This is a genomic window from Paenibacillus dendritiformis (assembly GCF_945605565.1).
In the GTDB taxonomy this organism is placed as follows: domain Bacteria; phylum Bacillota; class Bacilli; order Paenibacillales; family Paenibacillaceae; genus Paenibacillus_B; species Paenibacillus_B dendritiformis_A.
Genome location: NZ_OX216966.1, coordinates 4,018,272 through 4,043,715, shown reverse-complemented (window position 1 = coordinate 4,043,715; position 25,444 = coordinate 4,018,272). Strand labels below are relative to the sequence as shown.

Below are 25,444 nucleotides of genomic sequence, written 5' to 3'. Positions count from 1 at the left end.
GTTTTATTCTTTAAACGTAAGCAAGAAATTTTACATTATCCTCTTCAACTCCTATCATAAGTGTTAGCGCAATATTAACATACCAGTTATTTCATTGCAACTAACTCTTCGATTAAGACATCATTGCTTTTAAGCCTTCGACTTTGCTCGATAAGCCGGCGTCTTCTCTCGACTTCCTCGTTAAACTATTCTTTTACGTAATTAATTACGATCGGCGCCGCTCGGCCCAGTTTACTTTGAGTTTCCCTTTTAATTTTGGTCTAAATTAATCTATTGAGGGTAACTTTGGCCTCTCCTCCAAGCAAGATGGTAACTTTGTGTCACAGTTACTCTAATGAGGGGGGCAACTTCTCCAACTATGTTGGGAGTGCCCTATCTCTATGCCTTCTTCTATTTTTGATGTATTTCAAAAAGATTATTCACTCCTTCAACAATTACGGTTGTACCAAATGAAAGGAGGATCGTTATTATGACTACTTTACTCATACCCTTTATTGTATCTTTAGAACGAGGTACTAGTTTTTGTGCGCAAAATCCGATCGTAGCGCCTAATGTATTAATGAAAACATCATCAATATCAAAACTTCCTAAATGTGTTATCATTTGTAGTATTTCAATCATAAAAATAGACACACAAAATAGAATAATAAATCGTAAAAACCGGCAAGGAAACAGTAGCGGGATTAAAATCCCATAAGGTAAAAAAGCTGCGAAGTTGGCAAAGTTAAAAAACCAACTTTGAAAGTCTCTACCTAATGGAAAATACAAAGGAACCCCATTTGGTATTAGGTTATACCAATACTCTTGGTTATGAATACGACTTGTTCTGTCAAAGGCGAAGAACAGGAAGTAGAGAATCACAACGGTATAAGCTGCTAGCAAGGTGATGGTAACCTTACGAACTTTTCCTTCAAACATAAAAAATCCTCTCATTTCTATCTTCTACTCATTATTAGTCCATGATGTGTAAAAACCATCCAAATGCTACAACAAGTCTCAAATTAACGGAAGAAAAAACGCCAAGCCGGCCATATCCGAAGGCTTAGCGTAATATTTTCGTTAAAATGTTGACGGGCTCCGCGGTGACAGGAATATTGTGGTATAACAATTTCATGCTATTTGGACTGAATTGACTTAGCAATAAGCGAAGCGTATGCTTTAGCTCCTTCCGGTTGCGGGTGAACGCCGTCCTCCGCAAACCATTCAGATTTGTCTGCGCTAAGCGAGTGCCAGTCGATCAATGTGACATTGGAACGCTCCTCGGCCGCTTTGGCCAATGATTCGTTTACTGAATCCTGCCAGTCTCGCGGCACACGGGAGTTAACGAGATAGATTTGCCTATTCTCACCGATTGTATTGAGTAGTTCTTCGAGTTTTTCGGAAGAAAATGGCCCATTCGTGCCAAGCTCAATAATGACAATCTTTCCTAACTTCTCTTTCGAATCGAGTTGTGCCACGACATCCTTCGCTTCAGACATTTGCCGACTTACCTTACCATCTATGTCAATGTCGGGTATTAGTTCTTTCAGATAAGGCGCTACTCCGACCAACACGGAGTCACCAATTGCTGTAACTTCTACGGATGACTTAGAGGGCTTCTCATCCTTGGTTGTTGACTTTGTGACTTGCGAGTCGGCATTAAGTGACATCGATTTTGAATTATTCAATGGTGCCGATTCAGTTTGTTTCGAATTTTCGATGGAATTTTCGCTTCCTGCCCTTGCACAAGCTACACAAATGAAGATGATCATAACGACGGAAAACAGCATAAACAAATGTTTGATCGGTTTTGATTTTTTCATATATCTAACCTCTTTCCTTAATGGGTTTGTCTTCCCGTTCCGAATGGGCTCCTCTACAAATCTATAGGACAGCGCGGCTAATACAACAGTTATCATTAGTTGGGCTAGCTGGAGAAGAAGATTCGGACTCACGTTTGGATCTGCAGGTCCCGTTAAGACAATAATCGGATAATGCAACAAATATATGCCATAAGATCGGACTCCGATCCAGCGAAGGGGTTTCCAGGCAAGCAGTTTGCCTACTGCGCTGAACGGACTCGCCGCAGCCGCAATGACCAATGCAGATGCTGCGGAGAGGACGACCATACCGCCGCGGTATAATGATTCATCGTATTTCCCGGTCTTTGTCAACATATACATCACGATGCAGAGACCGACAACGCCAAAAATGTTAACCCAAGCGTTTCCCTTTCGCGAAAATGGTTCAGAAAATTTGTGGCTTGGATATATGATTGCAAGTGCTGCTCCAATCAACAGCCCAAAAGCCCTTGTATCCGTTCCGTAATAAACTCGGCTCGGGTCTGTGCCTGGCTCATACAAAAATACCATCAATGCAAACGAAACGGCTGCTCCCGCAAGAATTAGCAAAAAAAGTTTGCCGCGCGTTGGGGCAAAAGTAGAAATCACGATCATGAGAAGAAACGGCCATATCAAGTAAAATTGTTCCTCCACAGCGAGCGACCAAAGATGTCCGATAGGTGAAGGGGGACCAAAGCTTTCAAAGTAGGATACATTATGGTAAATTAAATACCAATTGTTCGTATATGTTAACGATGACCAAATATCCCCGCGAATCGAAGACAGCCTTCCTGGATCAACAATCGTAAGATAGACGGTTAGAATGCACAGCATAAGTAGCATGGCCGGCAACAGTCTGCGCATGCGCCTCAACCAGAACTGTTTCATGTTGATTCGACCCTTCCTCTTACGCTCTTCCATCAGCAAATCCGTTATGAGGTAGCCTGAGAGTACAAAGAAGACACCTACTCCCAATAATCCCCCCGAGGCCACGCCCCAGTTAAAATGATAAGCAATTACAGCGAGAACGGCTAAAGCCCGGAGTCCATCCAGTCCCGGCATATAGCGTCGTTTGTCTTTCATAACATCAAGATGCCTGTTCGAATGAAGCTTATCCAACCTACCCATCGTTAATGACATTTCACTTCCCCTCCCTTTTACTAAAGTAGTTTTTTATATGGTTGGTGGGACGAGGCATTCCCCGGATACATTGACAAAATCTCATCCACATATCGCTTATTTCCTATCACTACTGCCGCCGGTGTTTACGCTGCCCTCGTCGTCTTTCAACAGCACTTCCTGCACATAGTCACGAAGCTTCTCGTTGTTTTTCACGCCCAGAACAGAGGCGCCCCTCACTGACTTGCCGACGAGCAGATCCATCGGTGGAATTTGCGCGGATCCGGCCATGTGGCTCTCCGCACCGAGCGCAGCCAGTTTCAACATGTCGGAGATGTCCAAGTTTGTCTTGATGTAAGGCGCCACGCTTTCTAATATTTGCTTCATCCTTACGAGATTCCAACCGGACTTCAACTTATCGGCTACGGCCGAAAGCAGGTTGCGCTGCCGTTCGGTGCGGGTGAAGTCGCTCATTGCGTCATGACGAAAACGCACGTATTGCAACGCTTTATCGCCATCCAACTTTTGCTGTCCCTTTTTCAAGTGAATATCGTACCGGTTCCCATCGGCTTTATCGGTATAGGTCATGTCTTTCTCAACATAGAAATCGATGCCGTCGATCGCATCAATAAGTGATTTAAATCCTTCGAAATCAGTATAGACGTAGTATTGAATGTCAAGGCCTAACAAATCACCAATCGTTTTCATCGCAAGGTTCGGTCCGCCTAGTGCAAGGGCCGTGTTGATTCGTCCTTCGCCATGGCCTTCAATCCTGACGTAGGTATCACGCAGAATGGACAGCAGATGCGCTTTTTTCGTGACAGGATCAAAAGTTGCAAGTAACATAGAGTCGGAGCGAGCCTTCTCGTTCTCCTTTAACCCTCGATTGTCACCACCCATCAGCAGGATGTTGACTCGTTCAGTGCCTTCCCATTTGACGGGTTTCATTGACTCATCTTCCTTATACTGGCCAATCGGTACCGTGTCCTTCGGTTTATCCAAACTATCGAGTGCATTGAAGGCCCCAATGGCCTGATAGGTAAAAAGGCAGGCGATGCACAGTAATAAAACGCCAATGCTGATCGAAGCGTACATCCATACCTTCTTTTTTTTAGCTCGATTATTTTGATTTCCTTTTCCAATCCCAATCATGTTGCTCCTCCTAATCATTTTCCTTTAGAGGGTGTTAAACGTTTTAGGAGCAAAATTCCATTGACGAGCCCCTCTGACGCCCCCTCCCAACGCTAAACATTGTTAATGGCTTAACATAAGCATAAAATGTAACTATATGATAAGTAAGATGGAGTTGTAATGAATTTGTAAATTGTCGAATTTTCTCGAGTACCAGTAGGCTAGCTTGAAGGAAAGTGACGTTTGTATCTATGGGCAACTTGCCATGAGAGTGCGAATGAAGATTGAGGGAATCTTTTAATGGTAACACTGTCAGGACAGCGTAAAAAAAAGACCAGTTGCTTTTGAGCAACTAGTCTAGTTTCTGTAATCTTGCCAGTATTGGTAGTTTGTCAACCCTGTATAATATTTGAGCATCGCCAGGATATCCTTGTTAAATCCAATCACCTGCATTTCTTCTAAATGAACAATGACATGATATTTTAATTGGTTATTTTTACTCCAATAATACACTTCTGCCGTATCCGAGAGGATTGTTCGAAAATCCATAGTCAGATCAGACAAGTTATAATTCTCCTTTTCTTGAATAAATTTATTTGCAGTTTTTATTATTTGTTCAATGAATCTACTTCCATCTATACTTTTATTACGGTCAAGATTCAGTTTATAGATATTAAGCACATCGCCGTTTCTTGCATTAAGGACGATATTATATACTTCATTGCGTTTGGAAGAAACAGTTAATGTCAAATAAAATAGGCCACCAGGAGTTTTCTCCAGCTCTGTTTCGAAATCCTCCCTCTCCTGCTGAGACAGCCGCTGGTTGATGCCATGTTCTACTAGACCTTTCAAATTTTTTTGATCTATCTCCATCAACTCGATTTGGACATCGTCTCTCGATAGCTGTGTATCGAAATATTTGTTGACTGCATTCAAGCTTAGTGTCTTTGCGGTATCTTGAGATAGCACCTCTTCGTATTTTACTTCATTGCTTATTTTATTTTTGCTTACTTTTTTAACCATAACAATGTCTTTTTCGACTGTGTCGTAGAATCCCACACATCCCGTTGTCAAGATCATGAAGGCTGCGGATACAATAAGGATGCTGAGCTTGTTCATTGTATCATCTCACCTTTCGCTCTCTCTGATCGAAGATGACCCCGATCGTCGTGCCCTGATTCTCTTCACTACTCACTTCAATGACGGCATGATGTATGCTTGCCACGCTCTGACATATCGAAAGGCCTAAGCCAGCTCCATTGTTGGCTCTCGTTCTAGCTTTATCCACCATGTAGAACGGTTCGAAAATTTTGTCTTGATGCTCCTTGGGAATACCGATGCCTTGGTCGATTACTTCAAGAACGTAACGGCTTCCGCGCCAGTGAGTACGGAGCGTAATGCTTTGCCCTGCGGCAGATGCCTTGAGGGCATTGTTTACCAGATTGAAGATCATGATTTTTATCAAATCCTTTTCCAGCAGCAACCTACCCTCTTTGCAGTCAATGACAATCGTAACTTGTTTCTCCTTGGCTTTCATCTCTAAAGTTGGTTGGATCTCTGTGATGATAGTCCTCAGATCATACTCTTCCATCTGATAATGGTCCTCCTGAAGCAAAATCAAGTCCATCAGCTTCATTGAAAGCGACTCCAGACGCTTCCCTTCGGAGTAAATAACATCCAACCCGTCTAGAAACTGCTCTTCATTATATTTGGTGATTCTTAGGAAGTTCGCATATCCGATAATCGACGTCAGAGGTGTTTTTAGTTCATGGGTAAGATTGTTGATGAACCTTTGTTTCTCTTGATTGTGCCGCTCCAGTTCATTGATTTTTTTTTCAACAACCGAAGCCATATCGTTGAAATTACGTGCCAGGATACCTATTTCATCCTTCGATTTCAGATGAACACGTTCCGAAAAGCCGCCCTTCGCAATGACTTGAGCCGTTCGGTTGAGGCGATTGATTGGATTCGTTAGCCCTTTACTTACGAAAAACATAACAAGCATATAGATTAAACATGTGATCAAATCTACTCCAACGAAAAAACGGTACTGGTCCGCACGCTCCCGGTACAAGAAAGTAATGTCTTTCATATAGGTGAACACGTAGCTTTTATGATTAATATCCGTAACATTTGTTGTAAACAATATCGTACGCTTGTTGATATCCCGCAAAATATATTTGATTTCATCCGTAGCCAGCTTGTCCAATTCCTCGCGATGTATCGGCATCATGAAGTCTGCATTGTTGAAAATCTCCTCTTTGCTATCGTTCAATATTTGCAAATAAATGCGTTGGTCATCGCTTTTCTTCTCCACAAATTCTTTGGCGATGTTCGTTAATACGGCTTTCTCGTAATCAATGGAATCAAAGATGCCGAAGACCGGAACGATCGCATCAACGCTAGAATGAATGTTCATGTTCTGACTCAATGTACTAGTGATTTCCTGGTTCAGCATTTTGCTATGATTTTGCTCAATGACCATGATGGAAGCCGCATTAAAGACAAGAACGAAGGTCAGAATCGTAAACAAATAAATTTTTTGCCAAAGCTTCATCGATTAATCCTCCAGCCGGTAACCGATTTTGTAAATGGTCTTAATATGGTCCTTTAGCTGAAGCTTTTTACGCAGCGATTTGATATGCATATCAACCGTTCTTGTCTCACCGTAATAGACGTCGCCCCATACTCTATTGAGTAACTGCTCTCGGGAAAGTGCGATATTCTTGTTTTTTAGCAGTACGACAAGCAAATCGTATTCTTTTGGTGTCAATTCAACAGGCTCGCCATCGAGGGTTACCTCTCGTTTGTCCAGGGTGACTTGCACGTTTCGATACTCCATCATGGTCTCTTCTTTGCCGGATCTACGTAACACCGTTTCGATCCGCGCTAAAAGCTCGATCGCTTCAAAGGGCTTGACCATGTAGTCGTCTGCCCCCAGCTTGAGTCCGTTCACTTTATCGTACACAGAGCTTTTCGCGGTGAGGAAGATAACCGGTATGCGGCAAGGCTGAATTTTTTCCATTAAAGCAAAGCCGTCCAGCTTCGGAATCATGATGTCCAGCAGGATAAGATCAAACTTCTCTCGCTTTACTGCTTCCAACGCCGCTAATCCGTCATGTACCTCGGTCGTTGCATAGTTGACGAGGTTTAGATTCATTTTAATGATATTGGCTATGTTAACATCATCTTCGACGATTAAAATTCTCCTTTTCATCTTTTAGAGCTCTCCTTACTTGAAAATCTGTACTAATTATACACGATAAGTACAGAACGTTTTATAGGTGGTTCCATGACTTATCTAAAGCACAACCCTATTAACGCTGCTACTACCACTGAAAAGTCAACACCTGATAGGTAGAAAATAGTAAGCCGATCAACTTCAACGTTGAACTTCATGTCCACTGATATCGCTCGGTGTTGTAAAAGTGAATGTATTCATTAATGCGGGCACGAAGTTCGTCTATGCTTTTGTAAACGCAAAGAACCCGAGAGAGGGCTCTTTTTTAAGTGTCCATCTCTCGGGTCATAGTTCGCTGCTAAAAAACTTGCTTAGCGTACGTTTTCGTTAAGATGTTGGCGATTATAGTGCTGATCCCGAAATACTCATCCGTCAGGTACCAAGCTATATCTCGGAACTCCTCCCCGTAAGACGAAAGCAAGAAGGTCAGAAAGCCGTCGTCGAGGAGGAACGCTTACTCGAGTACGGTGATGTTCGGGAGGCGCTGAACGCGCGGTCGAAGTGTCTCATCAATGACTCGATAGGACCGAAAGGGAGCCGCGCGATCAACCACCCTGTCACCAGCGTTGCGGCCGCAACGAGAAAATCACCGTATGGAATCCCTCCAAGACCATATTCTATCCCCGCCAGTTCGAGAGACCAAATCACGACGAATTGAACCGCATACATCGTCAAGGCCACGCGTCCGACTGCCGCGAAAGGCAGTAACACTACAGAGTTCTTCTTCGGTACGAGACATACGAGTCCAAGCACGAGGAATGAGCCCCCCAGCCCAATCAGCGTCTGGAACGTCGACGCACTGTGCGGAGATGTCCAGAGAAGCATGTTCCACAGCGGCGGTTCCGTGTTGAGCGGCCAGATTGCATTCGGCTCCGGCATGGTCGGCACGGCACTTACCGTGCCTTGAAGGCCAATGAGCCACGCATCGAAGGAACGGCTCAGCCCGGGAATAACGAAAGCGCTCAGCATCTTACCCACGGCGAGCGTGAGACCGCCACCGCCCGCGAGTGAGAGTGCGGTACGCACCTTGGTGAGGTCAAGGCGCCCGATCGCCATACCGGCGACGAAAGCGGGTGCGATCGCGAGCGCGGACATCGGACCGCCCGCAATATCACTTAGGACGTCCCCTCCCCCTAGGACACTCATCCCAAGAATCATCAGCGGCGGGGCCACCACGGTCAAAGCGACTGCTGTCGTAACGAGTACCCGGATCGAACGATGAACCAGCACCAACGCCAGTACGAACATTGCCGCATAGGCGGGCAGGATCACCCCGTACGGAGTATTTAGCAGGATGAGGAGATACCCGATAAGATCGACGAACACTGCACGGGCAAGCATTCTCGCCCGGAATGTAGTCGACTCTGCTCCTTGATCCATCATGCGTCGTGCCATGATAGAGTAGGAGATGCCGCCACAGAGCACGAACAGCAGCGTTGTGTTCCCGGAAACGATCGCAGAAATTGTTTCGTTCGATCCGAAGTGCTGCAAATACATCCCTATGACCGCTAACCCCCGCGTTGCATCAAGTCCCACGAGGCGCCCCGCCCCCCGCGAATTAGCTCGTGCGTTCCTTATTTCGGCAGAATCCCGGTTGGCGACGCCAACTTGCTCCCCGTCCTGAAGCGGAGCCGGTACATCTACGAACATCTGGTTTGATTCGCCTAAAACCGCATTGTTTTTCAGTCCGTTGTTTTTGGAATCCGCTACATGCTTGGCGGTTGATTCTGTTTTATTTTCACTGCCGGACTCGTCCGGCAGCCTGATACTGACTGACAATTAGCATTCCTCCTCAAAATGGTTATTTTATAGGTGTTCTACAATTCCTTGCAAATGGCGGTTATTCTGCTTATTCCGCTATAGCTGGCAGATGTCGCAAAAGTTTGATCAACATGTAAACAAAATGTCACTCTATGTCCCTATTAATAAGACTGATCATGATCGGCAAGCAATCGACCCATCGTTAATATACTAATTGGATATATAAGAAGTAAGGTCGAGTTGTAAAGAAGTTGTAAAATCGCTACAAAACGAAAAAAATGAAGTGATCGACAAAATAACAATACTGAATTTCAGATGTAACCCTGATCTCATTGAGGTGAGGATATGAGCGAGAAGAAAGGGATTCATGTGAACCACTATGCCGTGCGCCGCAAGAACGTCTGAATCCCGGCGATGACTTACCTACCATCCGCACCGACAACGGGCCTCAGTTTGTCAGCAAGCTGTTTGGTGATACGTGCGAGAGCCTGGAGATCGTCCATGAACGCATCCCGCCGCGCAGCCCGAATATGAACGCGTACATTGAGCCATTTCATAGCTTACTCGAATGTGATCTGTTCAGCCTGAGGGAATTTATGACACTTGATGAGGCCTATGAAGCACTTGATCGTTATATGGATTTCTACAACAACCGCAGAATGCATGGTAGCCTAAAGAGCATGTCACCATCGGAATTCTCTAAGTGGGTCATGACGCTGGAAGACCGATCAAAATATCATCGGGCTAATCGGCATTGGCATCATGTTCTTGTCCTTTACGGCAAAGGAATCAAGTTCTTGTCAAAAACGGAAATGTCATCACCTTCTTGTTAAATGAAAATGACAAGAAGGTGATGACATCAAATAAAAAAACCGCATGTTCGAAATTGAAGTTTGGGTCCTTGTCGTTAAGAAGCCTGGTGCTTAGAACAGAGAGCAACACGAGTGCCTGTCGCTACGTGTTGCTCTCTTCATATTTCACAGATTGCATGTAATGCCGTCCATTATGACAAAGGCTCTTACTTGACGTATTCAGTCATTACAATATTTCGATATACCCTTCTGTTCCATGCACGCGAATTCGTTGGCCATCTTTTATCCGCTTGGTGGCATTCTCCACTCCGACAATTGCTGGTAAGCCATATTCACGTGCGATAACTGCTCCATGGGTCATCAGTCCGCCAACTTCGGTGACCAGGCCTTTTATCGATACAAACAATGGTGTCCAGCTAGGGTCAGTAAAGGAGGTGACTAATATATCTCCATCTTCTAGATCAGCATCTTCCATGTTCAAGATGACACGTGCGCGTCCCTCTATAACTCCGGAAGACACGGGTAGACCTATAATAGCTTCGTCAGGCAGATTTTCTCGTTTGTACTCCCCTGAAATGATTTCACCATCAGACGTGATAACACGTGGTGGAGTTAGTTTTTCATAATAGTTGTACTCGTCTTTTCGTTTGTTAATGATTTGGTAATCCAGTTTATTGGTGCGTACGACTTCGTGAAGTTCTTCAAGAGCGAGATAGAAGATATCTTCCTTTTCATGAATGATGCCCGCTTGTACGAGTTGTTCGGCTTCTTTCAGCAAAGCCTGCTTATACACGAAGTAGCGATTAATCATGCTGTATTTTGGATATTCCCTAAACCCGCTGAAATTCCGGATGAAGTCGATCTTTTGTTTTGTTTCTTTAGCTTTTTGTTCACCATCAGGCAATTGCTTTAATCGTTCTAATAACTCTTGTTCTTTTTTCAAAGCTTCTTGATGCCCTTGCTCAAATTTCCGCTGGCTAGCATTAGGCTCAAAGTTTTTGATGTTCCCAAGGATCAACGGGACAAGCGTAGTTGGTTTCTCGCTCCAACGCCTTCTAGTTATATCGATTTCTCCGGCACATCGCATTCCGTATTTGTCGAGATAAGCATAGATCGCGTCTCGGGTTTCCTGCCCGCCTTCAAACGTAAGCAGTTCATCTAAAAAGCGCTCATCTTTGACATGTTGCAAATATTCAATGATCTCCGGATAAGGACGGATCACATCAGCGACATCCAATAGCGCCAGTCCCATTTCCGAAGTAATATTGCCCGGTACAGATTGAGAAAGTGTATCTGCTGCGTGTTTTTCACCTAACCACTCGTTCATGTTTTCATTGATCCATGTTGCTGCATCCATTGCAGCCAGAATCACATCTATACTTTGCGGATCAAATACAATCTTCTTTAATTGCTGGAGATCTTCAAGAATAAAATCAAACAGCTCCGATCCTGATTTCGTTCGGATATTTTGTTTCAACGCTTCGATCGATTCTTGATTACGCTTAATCGAATCAGGAACGATTGACGGATTGTTTTCAATTTCATGCATTTTGTCTGCATTGCTTTTGATCGGACTTGGTGCTGTGTTATCATCTGGCAACATCTTTATAAAATCTCGCTCTATTACGGTTATCAGTGCGTCTCTGATAAGCGGATCGGATCGTCCCAGGTAATTTAATATATTGTCTCTGCTAGCCAGCATAGGTGTCACATCAACAAACAACCTACCACCGGCTTTACGCATGGGTGCTGTAGTTGTTAACTGGAAAAAAGACAATCCCAGCGGTTTCATGGGATCGGTCATCATTTGTTGGTGACCGACAGATACATAAACGCGATTTTCCTGATCATTCGCTTCAGGAATCGGGTATAACGTCGTGATTGGCCGACTCTGGATAATATAAAAGGTATCATCAACCAGACACCATTCGATATCTTGCGGGCAACCAAAATATGCTTCGATATGCCTTCCGATGCGTGCTAATTGTAAAATTTGTTGTTCAGTTAGGGTTTGAGTCTTTTGCTGCTCAGGATCGATCTGTTGTGTCTCTGTTCCCCCTTCTTTTCGTCCATAGACTGCCAATTTTTTGGCCGCGATCCTCTTATCGACGATCTCCCCTTCCTTTACTTTGTAACAATCGGCAGATACCAGGCCAGAGACCAGTGCTTCTCCAAGTCCAAAACTGGCATCGATCGATATCACCTTTCGGTTAGAAGTAATCGGATCAGCGGTAAATAAAATCCCCGAAGCTTGTGGGAACACCATCCTTTGAACGATAACGGCTAAATAAACGTGACTGTGGTCGAATCCATTTTGCATACGGTAGATTACTGCGCGATCCGTAAATAGGGAGGCCCAGCATTTGCTGATATGCTGCAGGATGGCTTCTTTGCCGATAATATTTAAATAGGTGTCTTGTTGACCAGCAAAAGAGGCATATGGCAAATCTTCAGCAGTCGCACTAGAACGTACGGCATAAGCATGCTCCTCGCCAAACTGGGAGAGATATTGAGTTACTGCTTTCACAACATCAGAAGGAATTTCTACTTCCAAAATGATTTGTCGAATCTTCCTGCTGATTTCACCAATTTGATCTCGATCTTCTACGTTTAGCATAGTTAGTCGATTGAGCAAAGCATGATACGTTTCGTTTTGCTCGATTGCTTTTTGATATCCCGCTGTTGTAATACAAAATCCTTCTGGTACTTGTATTCCTTCAATTTTTGATAACTCCGCTAAATTCAACCCTTTTCCGCCAACGTGCAATAGCTGCGTGTTTTTCATTTCCTGAAAACCGAGAACCAAAGAACTCATTCCATATCTCTCCTAACCATATAATTGAGACAAACATTTGATATGTATGTTTATATGCAATAAAGAAGAACCAGATAAAACTATCCAGGTTCTTCTTTGATTTCATTAGAAGAATGAGTCTGCAAGCCTGATTGAAGATATGCTGAAAGAACACATACCAGCTGGCCAAGCATCTAAAGAGGATGTCGAAAGCGTACTGCTTGAACTAGGCCATCCGAATGAGCTGGCCGCGAAGTATCGCGGGTACGAGCGTTACTTGATCGGCCCGATGTTGCTAGACACCTACTTGACTACGCTAAAGATTGTGTTGGCCTAAGACTACCTATTTCGTTGCTCGTATTCAAAAGGCTCTTCACAAGAGAAAATTTCATGGAAAAATCCATAATACGGGATATCGTCTTCCATGCATATTATAAGATACGACAGCTCCTCATCACACTCGGGCTCTTCACCGCTGTTCTGCATATCCTCGAAGGAGGCAACGATATTTTCCATGACACATACCTGAATAAATAAAGGCAACTGATCCAACATCGAATCTTCGAGATTAGTCTCGGATCTGTAACCCGCGAGAACGGTTTTAAAATAAGCATCCATAAACGTTTTACGTTTACCAGCGTCGGGTTCAAATCGTGTCCAGCCCACCCCGCCTCTCCAGAGGTCTGCCAGGTCATACATATACCAACCGAAACATGAATTATCGAAATCATATACAGTTAGTTGCCCGGTATCAAAATCTATCGAATAATTCCCATCGTTATAATCAAAATGGATCATACCGTAAGTCTCACGGTTTCTGTCCAATTCTTCTAAGGTGTTAAGAAGATCTGCCAGCTTCTTCTTAAGCAGAGATAAAGAGTCGGGAATCAGTTTATCGATATATTCGGCATTGTATTTATCAAAAAAACTATACCGGCGATGGACAGGAGTATACCCTTTTGATATCTGGTGCAGTTTCCCCAGGGCTTTACCGCAGTTATAATAATATTCGGTAATAGGAACTCCTTCCCGGTACCGATAATGATTTTCCACCAGCATTTTTCCCTTGGCCTTTACAAACAGGCAGACAAAAAAGGTGTGATTATTATGAGTGATCTCTTCCAGCAGATTCCCCTTCCGGGAACTGACTACATCCGAGACACTTCCGCCATGCTCGAATAAATACCTGATATACTCAACTTCGGCCAGAAAATCTTTCCGGCTTCTGTCAGGTAAGAAGGCGATTCTGAGTATTTTTGCGTCGGCGCCCTCTTTCTCACAGGTATATACGACATTCCGCCCTCCGTCATGTGCCGGAATCCGCTGAATTTCATATCCTTCTAATCCGAACAATTCCGATACTACTGCAAGTAAATAGGTATTGCTGATTGAAACAACTTCGTTATAAGTCAAAATATTTTCTTTGGTTTGCAATCTCTCTGTGCACCGTCCTTCTACTATAGATTTAAATGATTTATGTAACAAAATTTAAATTTCAAAGTCGAGCGATGGTATTTGTCTCATTCAATGTATCTTTCTACTTTTTTAAATCTTGCCTTATTTTCTGACCTTTTCTCGCCATCAAAATGCACCCCTTAGAAATCATCGGATTAACCACGGGTTTTATCCAATGTCCATTCTAAGGGGTGTGCTTCATTAGTAACGCAGGGGTTTTCCGCTGGCATGATACGCATTTCGAAAATGGTCGTCGATCTCCTGTCTCGTTCGCCCGGTCTTTTAAGGCATCACAACCACTTTCTCTTTACAGGATGCACAATACTTCGCATACTGGATGCAAGTCTCCAAGGAATCGTCCGGCTCCATCGGCCACCAGCGGATCGCCCCCGCAGGCGCTTGGGAAGCGAAAAACTCCACTTCCTTGGGGATACGGCCCACAACGATAACCTCGGTGTTCTTAAAGCCCGACTCCATCCCCCTTTGGAAGGTCTTTCTTAATTGAGTATGCTCCGTTTCCGGATGAGAATAAGGAATCGGGAACAATATCGAAGCTCGGGAAGTGTCTTCATGAATGACATGAGCCGTTTTACGGGCGGGATCGTGTACGGAGGTCTCCCATATACGGCTGTACGGCAGATGCTCCGGCAGCTCCAGCTCGGTCAGCCTCGAATGAATTCTATCGTGGTAAACCCGTTCCAGTTCTCTGACCAAGATCTGAATCTGCTTATTTCTTAGAAACGTGGTGTTGTTTCCTCTTTCGTTCCGATACTGGATATAGAGTAAATCAGGAACGGCCGCAAACTTGGAACAAAGAAACGTCCGAATCAGCATGTCGTAATCGTCGGCCACCAGCAACTCATCGCGATGACCCCCGACCAGATGATAACAATCCCGAGACCATGCGCGGGGATGATTCGGCAACCCGACCAAGTGGCGTACGGTATTGCCGTTGATCGTCGTATGCCTGTGCGCATTTTGCCAACGGTTCATTTCACGCAGCCACACCCGATAAAATACGCTGTATCCAAAACCGCAATCCCAGCCGTACCAATGCGCATGAAGGTTCTCTGCGTACACCTCGGTGCAATCCCCGTAAACAAATCCGCATTCGGGATTTTGCTGAAATGCCCGGACGATCTTCTCCAGGCAATCGGGCATCAGGTCGTCGTCATGATCCACCTCAACTAAGATTTCCCCTGTACAAAGGCCTGCGGCATACCTTTTGAGCGCCCCAATATAGCCATTGCGGGAATCCTGGCGATATCTGCGCACGCGAGGGTCTTTCAAAGGAAGCAAGTCATTCTTGTACGTCTCCTCGTTATCTCCGGAATCGTCCACAATGACCCATTCCCAGTTGGGGTAAGTTTGATTTAAAAGCGATCGATAAGGACGTTGAATTCTTTCTTTTGACCTGTAGCTGGCCGTGAACACGGATATGAGAGGCGTCTCGGAAGAAAAACGGGTAGGAGGAACGGCTTTGTTTTCAGGGAGAGGATCCGTTGCTCTGATCCAGCAATAAAACAATTTATGCGATTCGAGTTCGTCCGGCGAATGGAAGTGCAGCCAACGTTTTTTTTCCTGAATAGGCAGCGATCTTAGGGTTGCAAAAGGTTCCCATTCATCTCCTATGGACACATAGACACGCGGTTTCCGGGGGCCGGCATCGACTAATGGATCATCAGGTCCATACATTTTCACGGTGATGTGGTTTTCTTCCAACTCCAAGATCGGTTCTTTCAATTTATCCTTCGAAATCTTGTCTGTCAAAAACAGATGAACCGTCAATAAAGGAATGAAGTCCGATGACAAGAGTTGATTCCCCTTTCTCAAATGTCGAACGCAAAACTGGAGCCAAGTGACGAACCATTCTCTTCTTTCACATACGCAGTGTATTCCGCTGCTCTCCTATTTGTCCACCCAAAAGCCTTATATGAACGCACAATTCGCTTGAGACCGAATAGTCTGAGAGGTAGAAATCCGATCGTACAAAGAGGGATACAACTCATTTTTAAGAAAGGTGGAGTTATCTTGGCACATCCGTTGGTTAGTGTCGTGATTCCCGCTTATAACCGGCCCCATACGCTAAAAATCGCCATCGACAGCGTACTTGAACAAACCTACCCGAATATCGAAATCGTCATTTGTGACGACAGCTCCAATAACGAAGTGCAACAAATGCTGGAAGCAGCTTATCTGCCGTCTTATCCCCAGATTAAATACCATAAAAACGAGAAAAACCTTTTTCTTGAAAACTGGCACAAATGCTTCGACCTGGCCTCGGGGGAATATATCAATTACTTGATGGATGACGACGTATTTCATAAAGAAAAGATCTCCAAAATGCTTTACTTTTTTAACGAATTCGAAAACATCACGCTAGTCACGTCCTACCGGCAAACCATTAATGAATCGGGGAGCTTTCTTCCGCCTATCGCCGCAACGGTCAGACTCTACGAAGAGACAAGAGTGATGGATGGAAAAACGCTGGGGAACATCGCATTAACCCGATGCTTAAATATGATCGGCGAACCGACGACCGTATTGTTTAAAAAAGCGGACCTTACCGAACGGTTCGGAGTATACCGCGGGAAGCAATACTCGCTGATCAACGATATGGCTGCCTGGTTATCTCTCTTGTCCAAAGGAAAAGCGGTTTATATTCCGGAAGCGCTCAGCTATTTTCGATTACATGCCAGCCAAAACAACAACGCGCTTGGTTTTAAAGCGTTCAGCGAATGGCTTGATATAACGATCGCCTCCAGAGAGGAGGGCTTTCTGGAAACGGAGGAGCTGTACAAAACCGCTCTTCTTGCTTACCGCGTACGCGTGCAGGGATATCCGCAATTTGCAGAAGACATTCAGCGGATCGATACGATCTTGAATACAGTAGAATGAGGACTGTGAAAATCGGAGAGCCAGGTAAGGTATTCGCCGTTCCCCCCCCGTTCATGGGGTTCATACTCTAAGGTACACACATTGATTGGAAAAAGGATTCCAGTGAGAAGAGGGTGCCTCATGTATGAAATTCCGTTCTTGCGACCGAATTTAGTCAAAAAGGAGCGGTTGCTTTCTTATTTTGAAAAAATAGAAGCAAGCCGGATTTACTCCAATTACGGACCCTTAAATCATCTGTTTGAAACGCGCGTGATTGCCCAAATGTTCGGCGGCATCGGCGCAGCCGTGACGGTGCATAACGCTACTCTCGGGCTGATACTGGCGATTTCGCAAAGCAAGCGGCCCCGGGGCAAATATGCGGTGATGCCCAGCTTTACTTTTGCAGCGACCCCTCTTGCCGCCGAGTGGTGCGGGCTTGAGCCATATTTCCTGGATATTGAACCGGATGATTGGCAAATGAACAGAGCACAAGTGGTGGAAACGGTTGAGCGGCTGGGCGAGCAGATCGCGGTCATCGTCCCTTACGCCACTTTCGGTTCGGCTATCGATTTATCCATATACGATAAACTGCTAAAGGAAGGAATTCCAGTCGTCATCGATGCGGCTGCCAGCTTTGGAACGACCGTTCCGGAGGATGCCGCACAATTCGGCAAAGGCTTCGGCGGAGCCGTGGTGTTCAGCTTTCACGCGACCAAAACGTTTGGCGTCGGAGAAGGCGGGCTGGTGTATAGCGCGGACCAGGATCTCATTCAGCGAATCCGCCGGGCCGGCAACTTCGGCTTCTCCAGCTCCAGGGAATCCGTATTGTTAGGCTTAAACAGCAAAATATCGGAATATACCGCCGCTATCGCCTTAGCCACTCTTGAAGGGTTCCAGGCAGTACAGGAGAGAAGAAAAACGATCATTGGCTATTATCATCGTGAACTGCAGCAACAGGATCTAATGCAGCGGGGATGGTCTGTCCAAAAGATGCAAGGCCGGGTGCCCCTGCAATTTTTCTCTATGCTGAGCCCGGACCCTCCCGGCAACCGGGAAGTCATCCGGCGGTTAGCCTCCCATTCGATTGAAGCCCGGACTTACTTCTCCCCCGCATGCCATCAGCAGAAGCAGTTTCAAAGCTACCCCCATTCCGATCTTCAGGTGACGGAACGGATTGCAGACCGTATTATCAGTCTGCCTCTCTGGGAGGAAATGAATGAGGCCACCGTTGGGCGGATTGTGAAGGTGCTTGGAAGCATTACCGAGGGGAATGCCATATGAGAAAGATCATCATCTGGGGATCGGGCGGACACGCCCGCGAGGTCAACTGGCTTTGCGAAGAGATGGGAGTGCAGGTGCTGGGGTTCCTGGACGAACGGCCTGAAATGAAAGGTCAACTGGTGAATGGAGTTCCCGTATTGGGAACGCTTGATGATATTGAAGCGATGCGGCATGAGATCGAGATCGTTTGTGCCGGGGTCGGAGCCCCGGCATTAAAGAAGCGGTTCGCTTACGATACCATCCGGTCGGGATTCCGCATCGCAGACCCGCTAATCCATCCGCGTGTCCGTGTGTCGAGGAGAAATATCGTGGGGCAAGGCAGCATGATCTGCGAAGGGGCCATCCTTACCGATAATATCCGGATCGGATGCCATGTGATCATCAATCGAAGCGCCAACATCAGTCATGATACGGTCATTGACGATTATGTCACCATCGCCCCGGGTGTGAATCTGGCAGGTAATGTAGCCGTAGGCGAAGGAGCCTACATCGGCATCGGCTCCTCGGTTCGGGAGAAATGCCGCATCGGCTGCTGGTCTATGATTGGCGGCGGAGCCTTTGTCAAAGGCGATATCCCTGACTTTACTATGGCTGCGGGGGTGCCAGCCGTCATCAAAAAACGGCTTGATAAGAATTAGGAAAGGAGAAAAATCATTGGTTGACCATCTCAAACATCAGGGTCCTTACTATTGTCCTTATTGCAATAATACGATTGTACGGTTTCACCCGTGGCCGGATATTTACGATTTTCCCAAGTGCCAGTATGAAATGTGGAACAAGCTGACCGCCATGTGTCCCGTGTGCTCCTCTTTCGACAGGGAAAGGTTGTATAAATTCTATATCGAAAGGGAAACGGATTTGCTCGTAAGGCCGCAAAAATTACTGCACATTGCACCCGAGAGAAATTTAAGAGAATGGTTAAAAGGATATCCGAACATTTCCTATATATGCGGCGATTTAATGCCTCAGGATTCGGAAATGGAACGGGTGGACTTAACGGCTATGCCTTACGCTGACGAAACATTCGATGCTGTTATTTGCAGCCATGTACTGGAACATGTTATCGAAGATCACAAAGCAATGGGAGAAATCTACCGCGTATTGAAACCGAACGGCTGGAGCATTCTGCAAGTGCCGATCGCTTTAAACTTCGAGGAGATTCTAGAGGACCCGGCGGTGACCTCGCCGCAGGCAAGAAAAGAACACTTCGGCCAAGACGATCATGTACGCATTTATAATCGTAAAGGATTCGTTGGCCGATTGGAAGCGGCCGGGTTTCATGTCGTTTTATTTAATTTGGCGGAAAAATACGGTGTCAAGGAAGCACACCTGTACGGTTTGTCCGAGAAAGATACGCTGTATATCGGGACCAAGCAGACTGTTCCTGCACCATGAATAGACTGTCCCCCAATTCCGATTAAAAGTAAAGAGCCGGCTGCCGCTTGGGAGACGGCTTTTTTTGCGGGTGAACGATCGGAAATCTTGGTTGCTTCAGGGAAGCAACAGCCCCTTTCCCGATAGGTAAAAGCCCCTGATGCGCGTGAATGATATCGGCGCATAGCCGGGCGCATCCTTGCGGTTTGTTACTCCGGAATGTCGGTTCAAGGCAACGTCCATCCCTTGCTCAACTGACTGGATGAACGGAATCAGCTCCCCGTCGAAAGTGACCATGTCTCCGTCGAGGAACAGCACGATTTCCTCTCCGGGCTTCTTTGTGCAGATGCTTCTGCAGACATTGTGACCGAGCGCTCTCCCAAAGCTGCTCCCTTCGTGCCGGCGTACTTTTCTGGTTAAAAAAAGCTTTTTTCGGCCATTTCACAATATACGATTTCACCTCTGCAAGAGCCGAGGCTCGCCGCGCATTACCACATACTATATTAAAGGCTTCACTATCTGAAGTTTTTTGGGAGTGGAGCTGCATCAGAATACGGAGGTGACATCAAGTTGGCCGAATCCGCATTTAGAGCTCGTGCGAGTGCAGATCAAATTATTTTAAACCCAGGACCGTTCAATTTATTCTTTCAAACCGTTGAGTATGATTTGAACGGCGAGTACAACCCAGCGACTTCTACCTTCGTCGCCAGCGAGGGTGGCGTGTATACGATAAGCGTCAGCCTTTTGCTTGTGGCGAACCCTCAAGTGGAATTCGTTGCACTCGTATTGGAAGGACCTAACAACTCCGGAAGGTTATTTATCCGAAATACGGATAAACCTGATTTTCCTTTCACAGTAAACTTCACCGCTCAAATGAATTTCAATCCGGGTGACAGTATGAGGGTATTTCTTGTACCCAACGCCGGAGTGGTTAGAGTAGTAGCCGATCCCATTTTGAATCATTGGGAGGCTACACGGACAGATGGAGGAGTTGGACCTCAAGGACCTCAAGGACCTCAAGGACCTCAAGGACCTCAAGGCGTTCAAGGCGTTCAAGGGCCACAAGGCGCTCAAGGACCTCAGGGCGACCAAGGACCTCAAGGCGACCAAGGGCCACAAGGCGACCAAGGGCCACAAGGCGTTCAAGGGCCACAAGGCGCTCAAGGACCTCAGGGCGACCAAGGACCTCAAGGCGACCAAGGGCCACAAGGCGACCAAGGGCCACAAGGCGACCAAGGACCTCAAGGCGACCAAGGACCTCAAGGCGACCAAGGGCCACAAGGTGACCAAGGACCTCAAGGCGACCAAGGACCACAAGGCGACCAAGGACCTCAAGGCGACCAAGGGCCACAAGGCGACCAAGGACCGCAAGGCGACCAAGGACCTCAAGGCGACCAAGGGCCTCAAGGTGACCAAGGACCGCAAGGCGAACAAGGACCTCAAGGTGACCAAGGACCACAAGGCGACCAAGGACCTCAAGGCGACCAAGGGCCACAAGGCGACCAAGGGCCTCAAGGTGACCAAGGACCGCAAGGCGAACAAGGACCTCAAGGCGACCAAGGACCTCAAGGCGACCAAGGGCCACAAGGCGACCAAGGACCTCAAGGCGACCAAGGACCTCAAGGCGAACAAGGACCTCAAGGCGACCAAGGGCCACAAGGTGACCAAGGACCGCAAGGCGAACAAGGACCACAAGGCGACCAAGGGCCACAAGGTGACCAAGGACCGCAAGGCGAACAAGGACCACAAGGCGACCAAGGGCCACAAGGCGACCAAGGGCCACAAGGCGACCAAGGACCTCAAGGCGACCAAGGACCACAAGGCGACCAAGGACCTCAAGGTGACCAAGGACCGCAAGGCGAACAAGGACCTCAAGGTGACCAAGGACCTCAAGGCGACCAAGGACCTCAGGGTGACCAAGGACCTCAAGGCGACCAAGGGCCACAAGGCGACCAAGGGCCACAAGGCGACCAAGGACCTCAAGGCGACCAAGGGCCACAAGGTGACCAAGGACCGCAAGGTGACCAAGGACCTCAAGGCGACCAAGGACCTCAAGGCGACCAAGGACCTCAGGGTGACCAAGGACCTCAAGGCGAACAAGGGCCACAAGGCGAACAAGGGCCACAAGGTGACCAAGGACCTCAAGGCGACCAAGGACCTCAAGGCGACCAAGGACCTCAAGGCGACCAAGGACCTCAAGGCGAACAAGGACCTCAAGGCGACCAAGGACCTCAAGGCGACCAAGGGCCACAAGGTGACCAAGGGCCACAAGGTGACCAAGGACCTCAAGGCGACCAAGGACCTCAGGGTGACCAAGGACCTCAAGGCGACCAAGGGCCACAAGGCGACCAAGGGCCACAAGGCGACCAAGGACCGCAAGGCGATCAGGGACCTCAAGGAGCAACTGGCGCTCAAGGGCCTCAGGGTGACCAAGGGCCACAAGGTGACCAAGGGCCTCAAGGCGACCAAGGACCTCAAGGCGACCAAGGACCTCAGGGTGACCAAGGACCTCTGGGTGACCAAGGACCTCAAGGGGCAACTGGCGCTCAAGGGCCTCAGGGTGACCAAGGACCGCAAGGCGATCAGGGACCTCAAGGAGCAACTGGCGCTCAAGGGCCTCAGGGTGACCAAGGGCCACAAGGCGACCAAGGGCCGCAAGGAGCAACTGGCGCTCAGGGACCTCAAGGCGACCAAGGGCCTCAGGGAGACCAAGGACCGCAAGGAGAAACTGGCGATCAGGGACCTCAAGGCGACCAAGGGCCTCAGGGTGACCAAGGGCCTCAGGGTGACCAAGGACCGCAAGGGGCAACTGGCGCTCAAGGACCTCAGGGTGACCAAGGACCTCAGGGTGACCAAGGACCTCAAGGCGACCAAGGGCCTCAGGGTGACCAAGGACCTCAAGGCGACCAAGGACCGCAAGGAGCAACTGGTGACCAAGGACCTCAAGGCGACCAAGGGCCTCAAGGCGACCAAGGACCTCAAGGTACTCAAGGCCAGCAAGGACCTCAAGGGCCTCAAGGTACTCAAGGTCAGCAAGGACCTGAAGGACCGCAAGGGGCAACTGGCGCTCAAGGACCTCAGGGTGACCAAGGACCTCAAGGCGACCAAGGGCCGCAAGGAGCAACTGGCGCTCAGGGACCTCAAGGCGACCAAGGGCCGCAAGGAGCAACTGGCGCTCAAGGACCTCAGGGCGACCAAGGACCACAAGGGGCAACTGGCGCTCAAGGGCCTCAGGGCGACCAAGGACCTCAAGGCGACCAAGGGCCGCAAGGGGCAACTGGCGCTCAAGGACCTCAGGGTGATCAAGGACCGCAAGGAGCAACTGGCGCTCAAGGGCCTCAAGGTGAGCAAGGACCACAAGGGCCGCTTTAAGCCGAAACTGACGTACCCGGGCCATAATGATCTTTATTTAGAACAGATAAGTTCCGCCAATTTAAACTGGCTGCCGAGGGCTTCTATCGGCAGCTTCTTTTTTATCCTATAGCTGGAAACTGTAAAAAAGCGAGGATACATCGTGTTCAATCCTATACCTTCATCACTCGAAAAATGATAATCCAAAAATTAGGTGCTCCAGTATCCGGATACGGATAGGTAAGCAAAATGGAAGCGCGTACTTTTTGCATAGTCAAAAGATTGTGGTAAAGACCTAAAATACATCCTGATGTATTAAGATAAATGTGACCCCATGTTGTACTTTATTTTCTCATCGAATATTCTAATCTCATTTAATCCCTTAATCCCTTTCCATTGAGAATTTGCTGCATACATTTTTCAACTCTTGACTCTCGAGTTTTGGATTGTTTGGGTTCGGAAAAATAAAGAAGGTATGCTCTTTGCCGTCCTGGCGTCAATGCTTCAAAAGCAGTTTTCAAGTCAGGGCTTTCATTGAGTTTATTTTGAAATTCTTCAGGAACTATGAACTCTGTATTCTTTTTATAATTCACTTCCAAACCGGCTTTTTCAACTTCAATGGCTTCATAAATATAGGCTTTCAAGATGGCTTCCATTTCAACTATTTCTTGAAGATTGGTGAACCGAATCTGGCGCGCCGCCTGTACATTCTCCGTTTGTTGGATTAGAATCCCATGGGCATCCTGTAACAAGGCACCTTTGTGAAACAGAAGCGCACAATAGTCTTTAAATCCATGTATTAAAACTATGTTTTTTTTCTCAAACGTGTAACAAGGATGCATCCACTTAAATTCTTCGGTCAGCTCACAGTCAAGAACAATATTTCTTAACTTCTCATATTCTTCTCTCCACTTTTGGGCTTTACTTACATATTCATCAACCTTTGGATTCATTCTACTCTTTGTCACCAAGGAACACCCCTCTTCATGTTTACGATCATCTGACCATTTTAACTTTACTCACTAGTCTTGTCTAACGCGGGACGAGAAAATCAAAGGATAATGATAAACTCACACAAGAAACCGTATGCCACAAATGCGGCATTTTTTAACGAAGACATATGTTTATTCTTTATAAAAGCCCACTTTAAACATCTGATACCAATCTTCTAGTTTGTTTTCTTGCATTACCTGCCAATATGTAAGAATTTCTTTAGCAAATTCAACCGCTGATGTTCCGTTAGCAGTAATCAATCCATCTTTTGAAACAACTTGCTTTTCAATAAAGTGCTTCGAGCCTTTGTAGTTTGGTGCATACTTCTCTAAATAGACTAGTGAATTGCCTGTATGCTCTTTATCATCTAAATATCCTTTATCCGCCAAAAAAGTACACGCATCACATATCGCCGCAATCGGAATACGTTTTTTAATGCATAAATCAACTGCTTGCTTTACATCATCATTCTCTCTTTTCAGCCATGAAGTGCCCCCCACTAAGATCAGCATATGAAAATGTGTTGGCATTTCAGCAAGTGAATAGTCTGGAACAACCGTGAAGCCACCCATTGATTTTATTGGCTTTTTATTAACTGCCAATGTTTTAATGATGAATCCTGTTTCGGGTTTATTCAGCTCTGCACAAATGAAAACGCTTTCCCAGTCTGCATAGTTATCCGAAATAAACACAAGTATTTCTTTTTTCATGTTTGTAGTCCCCTCCCCTTTCTAGACCTAATTTTACAGGTCAATAGATGACAGCTATATGTCATCTTTATAGGAGGTAATCCATTTTTCAAGTTTTTTCTTCACTGTATGACGTAACGATGTTGGTTGAATTGCACGAACCTTCCCTTGAAGGCCAATAACTAAATCCGCGACCCAATCAATGTTAGAAGTATAAAAGCGAATCAAGCATGTTTCAACTTCACTAAATTTTGTATTGAGTCTTCACTTTCAATGCTTCTCAATCCATTTAATCCGACATATAGGTTTTTGATATCTTCTTCTGATAAAATAGTTCTATTTACCTTATATCCCTCTGATACTGCAATTCCGCCTCTAATCCCCGGAAAAGAAACAATTGGAATTCCAGCCATGTTTAATGTATCTAAATCACGAAATATTGTACGTTTAGATACTTCAAATTTATCCGCTAATTCTTGTATAGTGACTCGTTCTTTATTTGTTAATACACTAATCATGCTTATCAACCTATCGATCTTCAAAAAATCACCTTTTGCAAGCATTAACGTATCGAAGCTGCCGATCGTGCCGGCAGCTTCGTCCATATATCTTATTCAGCTTTCGTTAGTTTAATAAAAAGTCCTTCAATTGTGCAGCAAAACCTGGGCCATTTCTTTTGCTTCAATCCGAATAATGTTCCTGTGATTTCAGTATCTTTTCATGATTAATTGCCGCATAATGATGTT

The 25,444-nt window shown here is 46.3% G+C and carries 20 protein-coding genes and 1 pseudogene; 6 read left to right on the top strand and 15 right to left on the bottom strand.

From position 1 onward, the window contains the following. Positions 1–390 precede the first annotated feature (390 nt). The 8 genes and pseudogenes from NNL35_RS17885 to NNL35_RS17855 form a co-directional block, all read right to left on the bottom strand. Entirely contained in the window at positions 391–918 is a 528-nt protein-coding gene (locus NNL35_RS17885) for a VanZ family protein (protein WP_006679457.1), read from the bottom strand. Between the two features lie 197 nt (positions 919–1,115). After that, positions 1,116–2,960 (bottom strand): acyltransferase family protein, encoded by a 1,845-nt coding sequence (locus NNL35_RS17880; RefSeq protein ID WP_006679456.1) that lies wholly within the window; start codon positions 2,958–2,960, stop codon positions 1,116–1,118. A gap of 96 nt (positions 2,961–3,056) precedes the next feature. Continuing rightward, positions 3,057–4,091 (bottom strand): LCP family protein, encoded by a 1,035-nt coding sequence (locus tag NNL35_RS17875; RefSeq protein ID WP_006679455.1) that lies wholly within the window; start codon positions 4,089–4,091, stop codon positions 3,057–3,059. A gap of 336 nt (positions 4,092–4,427) precedes the next feature. Next, entirely contained in the window at positions 4,428–5,189 is a 762-nt protein-coding gene (locus NNL35_RS17870) for a hypothetical protein (protein WP_006679454.1), read from the bottom strand. A gap of 4 nt (positions 5,190–5,193) precedes the next feature. Further along, positions 5,194–6,627, bottom strand: coding sequence for a sensor histidine kinase (locus NNL35_RS17865; RefSeq protein WP_006679453.1), 1,434 nt, complete (start codon positions 6,625–6,627; stop codon positions 5,194–5,196). 3 nt (positions 6,628–6,630) lie between these two features. Beyond that, a complete protein-coding gene (locus NNL35_RS17860) occupies positions 6,631–7,287 on the bottom strand; it encodes a response regulator transcription factor (RefSeq protein ID WP_006679452.1) in 657 nt (218 codons plus the stop codon). Between the two features lie 178 nt (positions 7,288–7,465). Further along, positions 7,466–7,543 (bottom strand): annotated as a pseudogene (locus NNL35_RS30695) (IS3 family transposase); the annotation flags it as partial. Positions 7,544–7,737: 194 nt separating this feature from the next. Beyond that, positions 7,738–9,090, bottom strand: coding sequence for a DUF418 domain-containing protein (locus NNL35_RS17855; RefSeq protein ID WP_006679451.1), 1,353 nt, complete (start codon positions 9,088–9,090; stop codon positions 7,738–7,740). A 383-nt stretch (positions 9,091–9,473) separates the two neighbouring features. On the opposite strand from NNL35_RS17855, the gene NNL35_RS30690 reads away from it, so the two are divergent. Then, on the top strand, positions 9,474–9,905 hold the full coding sequence (locus tag NNL35_RS30690; RefSeq protein ID WP_420832881.1) for an integrase core domain-containing protein: 432 nt from the start codon (positions 9,474–9,476) through the stop codon (positions 9,903–9,905). Between the two features lie 205 nt (positions 9,906–10,110). Here the strand turns inward: NNL35_RS30690 and ppsA are convergent, their stop codons facing one another. The 3 genes from ppsA to NNL35_RS17840 all read right to left on the bottom strand — a co-directional run bounded on the left by ppsA (position 10,111) and on the right by NNL35_RS17840 (position 15,945). Next, positions 10,111–12,699 (bottom strand): phosphoenolpyruvate synthase, encoded by a 2,589-nt coding sequence (gene ppsA / locus NNL35_RS17850; protein ID WP_006679725.1) that lies wholly within the window; start codon positions 12,697–12,699, stop codon positions 10,111–10,113. 318 nt (positions 12,700–13,017) lie between these two features. Continuing rightward, a complete protein-coding gene (locus NNL35_RS17845) occupies positions 13,018–14,112 on the bottom strand; it encodes a phosphotransferase enzyme family protein (RefSeq protein WP_006679723.1) in 1,095 nt (364 codons plus the stop codon). A gap of 303 nt (positions 14,113–14,415) precedes the next feature. Further along, positions 14,416–15,945 (bottom strand): glycosyltransferase, encoded by a 1,530-nt coding sequence (locus tag NNL35_RS17840; RefSeq protein ID WP_006679722.1) that lies wholly within the window; start codon positions 15,943–15,945, stop codon positions 14,416–14,418. Between the two features lie 219 nt (positions 15,946–16,164). On the opposite strand from NNL35_RS17840, the gene NNL35_RS17835 reads away from it, so the two are divergent. The 5 genes from NNL35_RS17835 to NNL35_RS17815 all read left to right on the top strand — a co-directional run bounded on the left by NNL35_RS17835 (position 16,165) and on the right by NNL35_RS17815 (position 23,149). Then, on the top strand, positions 16,165–17,031 hold the full coding sequence (locus NNL35_RS17835) for a glycosyltransferase family 2 protein (RefSeq protein ID WP_006679721.1): 867 nt from the start codon (positions 16,165–16,167) through the stop codon (positions 17,029–17,031). 120 nt (positions 17,032–17,151) lie between these two features. After that, positions 17,152–18,291, top strand: a complete 1,140-nt coding sequence (locus NNL35_RS17830; protein ID WP_006679720.1) for a DegT/DnrJ/EryC1/StrS family aminotransferase — start codon at positions 17,152–17,154, stop codon at positions 18,289–18,291. Then, a complete protein-coding gene (locus NNL35_RS17825; protein ID WP_006679719.1) occupies positions 18,288–18,929 on the top strand; it encodes an acetyltransferase in 642 nt (213 codons plus the stop codon). Before NNL35_RS17830 ends, NNL35_RS17825 begins: the two co-directional genes overlap by 4 nt. 16 nt (positions 18,930–18,945) lie before the next feature. Continuing rightward, positions 18,946–19,686 (top strand): methyltransferase domain-containing protein, encoded by a 741-nt coding sequence (locus NNL35_RS17820; RefSeq protein WP_006679718.1) that lies wholly within the window; start codon positions 18,946–18,948, stop codon positions 19,684–19,686. A 961-nt stretch (positions 19,687–20,647) separates the two neighbouring features. Further along, a complete protein-coding gene (locus NNL35_RS17815) occupies positions 20,648–23,149 on the top strand; it encodes a hypothetical protein (protein ID WP_254553627.1) in 2,502 nt (833 codons plus the stop codon). Between the two features lie 241 nt (positions 23,150–23,390). Here the strand turns inward: NNL35_RS17815 and NNL35_RS17810 are convergent, their stop codons facing one another. The 4 genes from NNL35_RS17810 to NNL35_RS17800 all read right to left on the bottom strand — a co-directional run bounded on the left by NNL35_RS17810 (position 23,391) and on the right by NNL35_RS17800 (position 25,303). Further along, positions 23,391–23,984 (bottom strand): YdeI/OmpD-associated family protein, encoded by a 594-nt coding sequence (locus NNL35_RS17810; RefSeq protein WP_006676086.1) that lies wholly within the window; start codon positions 23,982–23,984, stop codon positions 23,391–23,393. A 156-nt stretch (positions 23,985–24,140) separates the two neighbouring features. After that, a complete protein-coding gene (locus NNL35_RS17805) occupies positions 24,141–24,719 on the bottom strand; it encodes a type 1 glutamine amidotransferase family protein (protein WP_006676087.1) in 579 nt (192 codons plus the stop codon). A gap of 54 nt (positions 24,720–24,773) precedes the next feature. Then, a complete protein-coding gene (locus NNL35_RS30815) occupies positions 24,774–24,926 on the bottom strand; it encodes a hypothetical protein (RefSeq protein WP_476638820.1) in 153 nt (50 codons plus the stop codon). After that, positions 24,923–25,303: a helix-turn-helix transcriptional regulator gene (locus tag NNL35_RS17800; RefSeq protein WP_006676088.1), complete on the bottom strand. Its 381-nt coding sequence runs from the start codon at positions 25,301–25,303 to the stop codon at positions 24,923–24,925. Before NNL35_RS17800 ends, NNL35_RS30815 begins: the two co-directional genes overlap by 4 nt. Between the last annotated feature and the right edge of the window lie 141 nt (positions 25,304–25,444).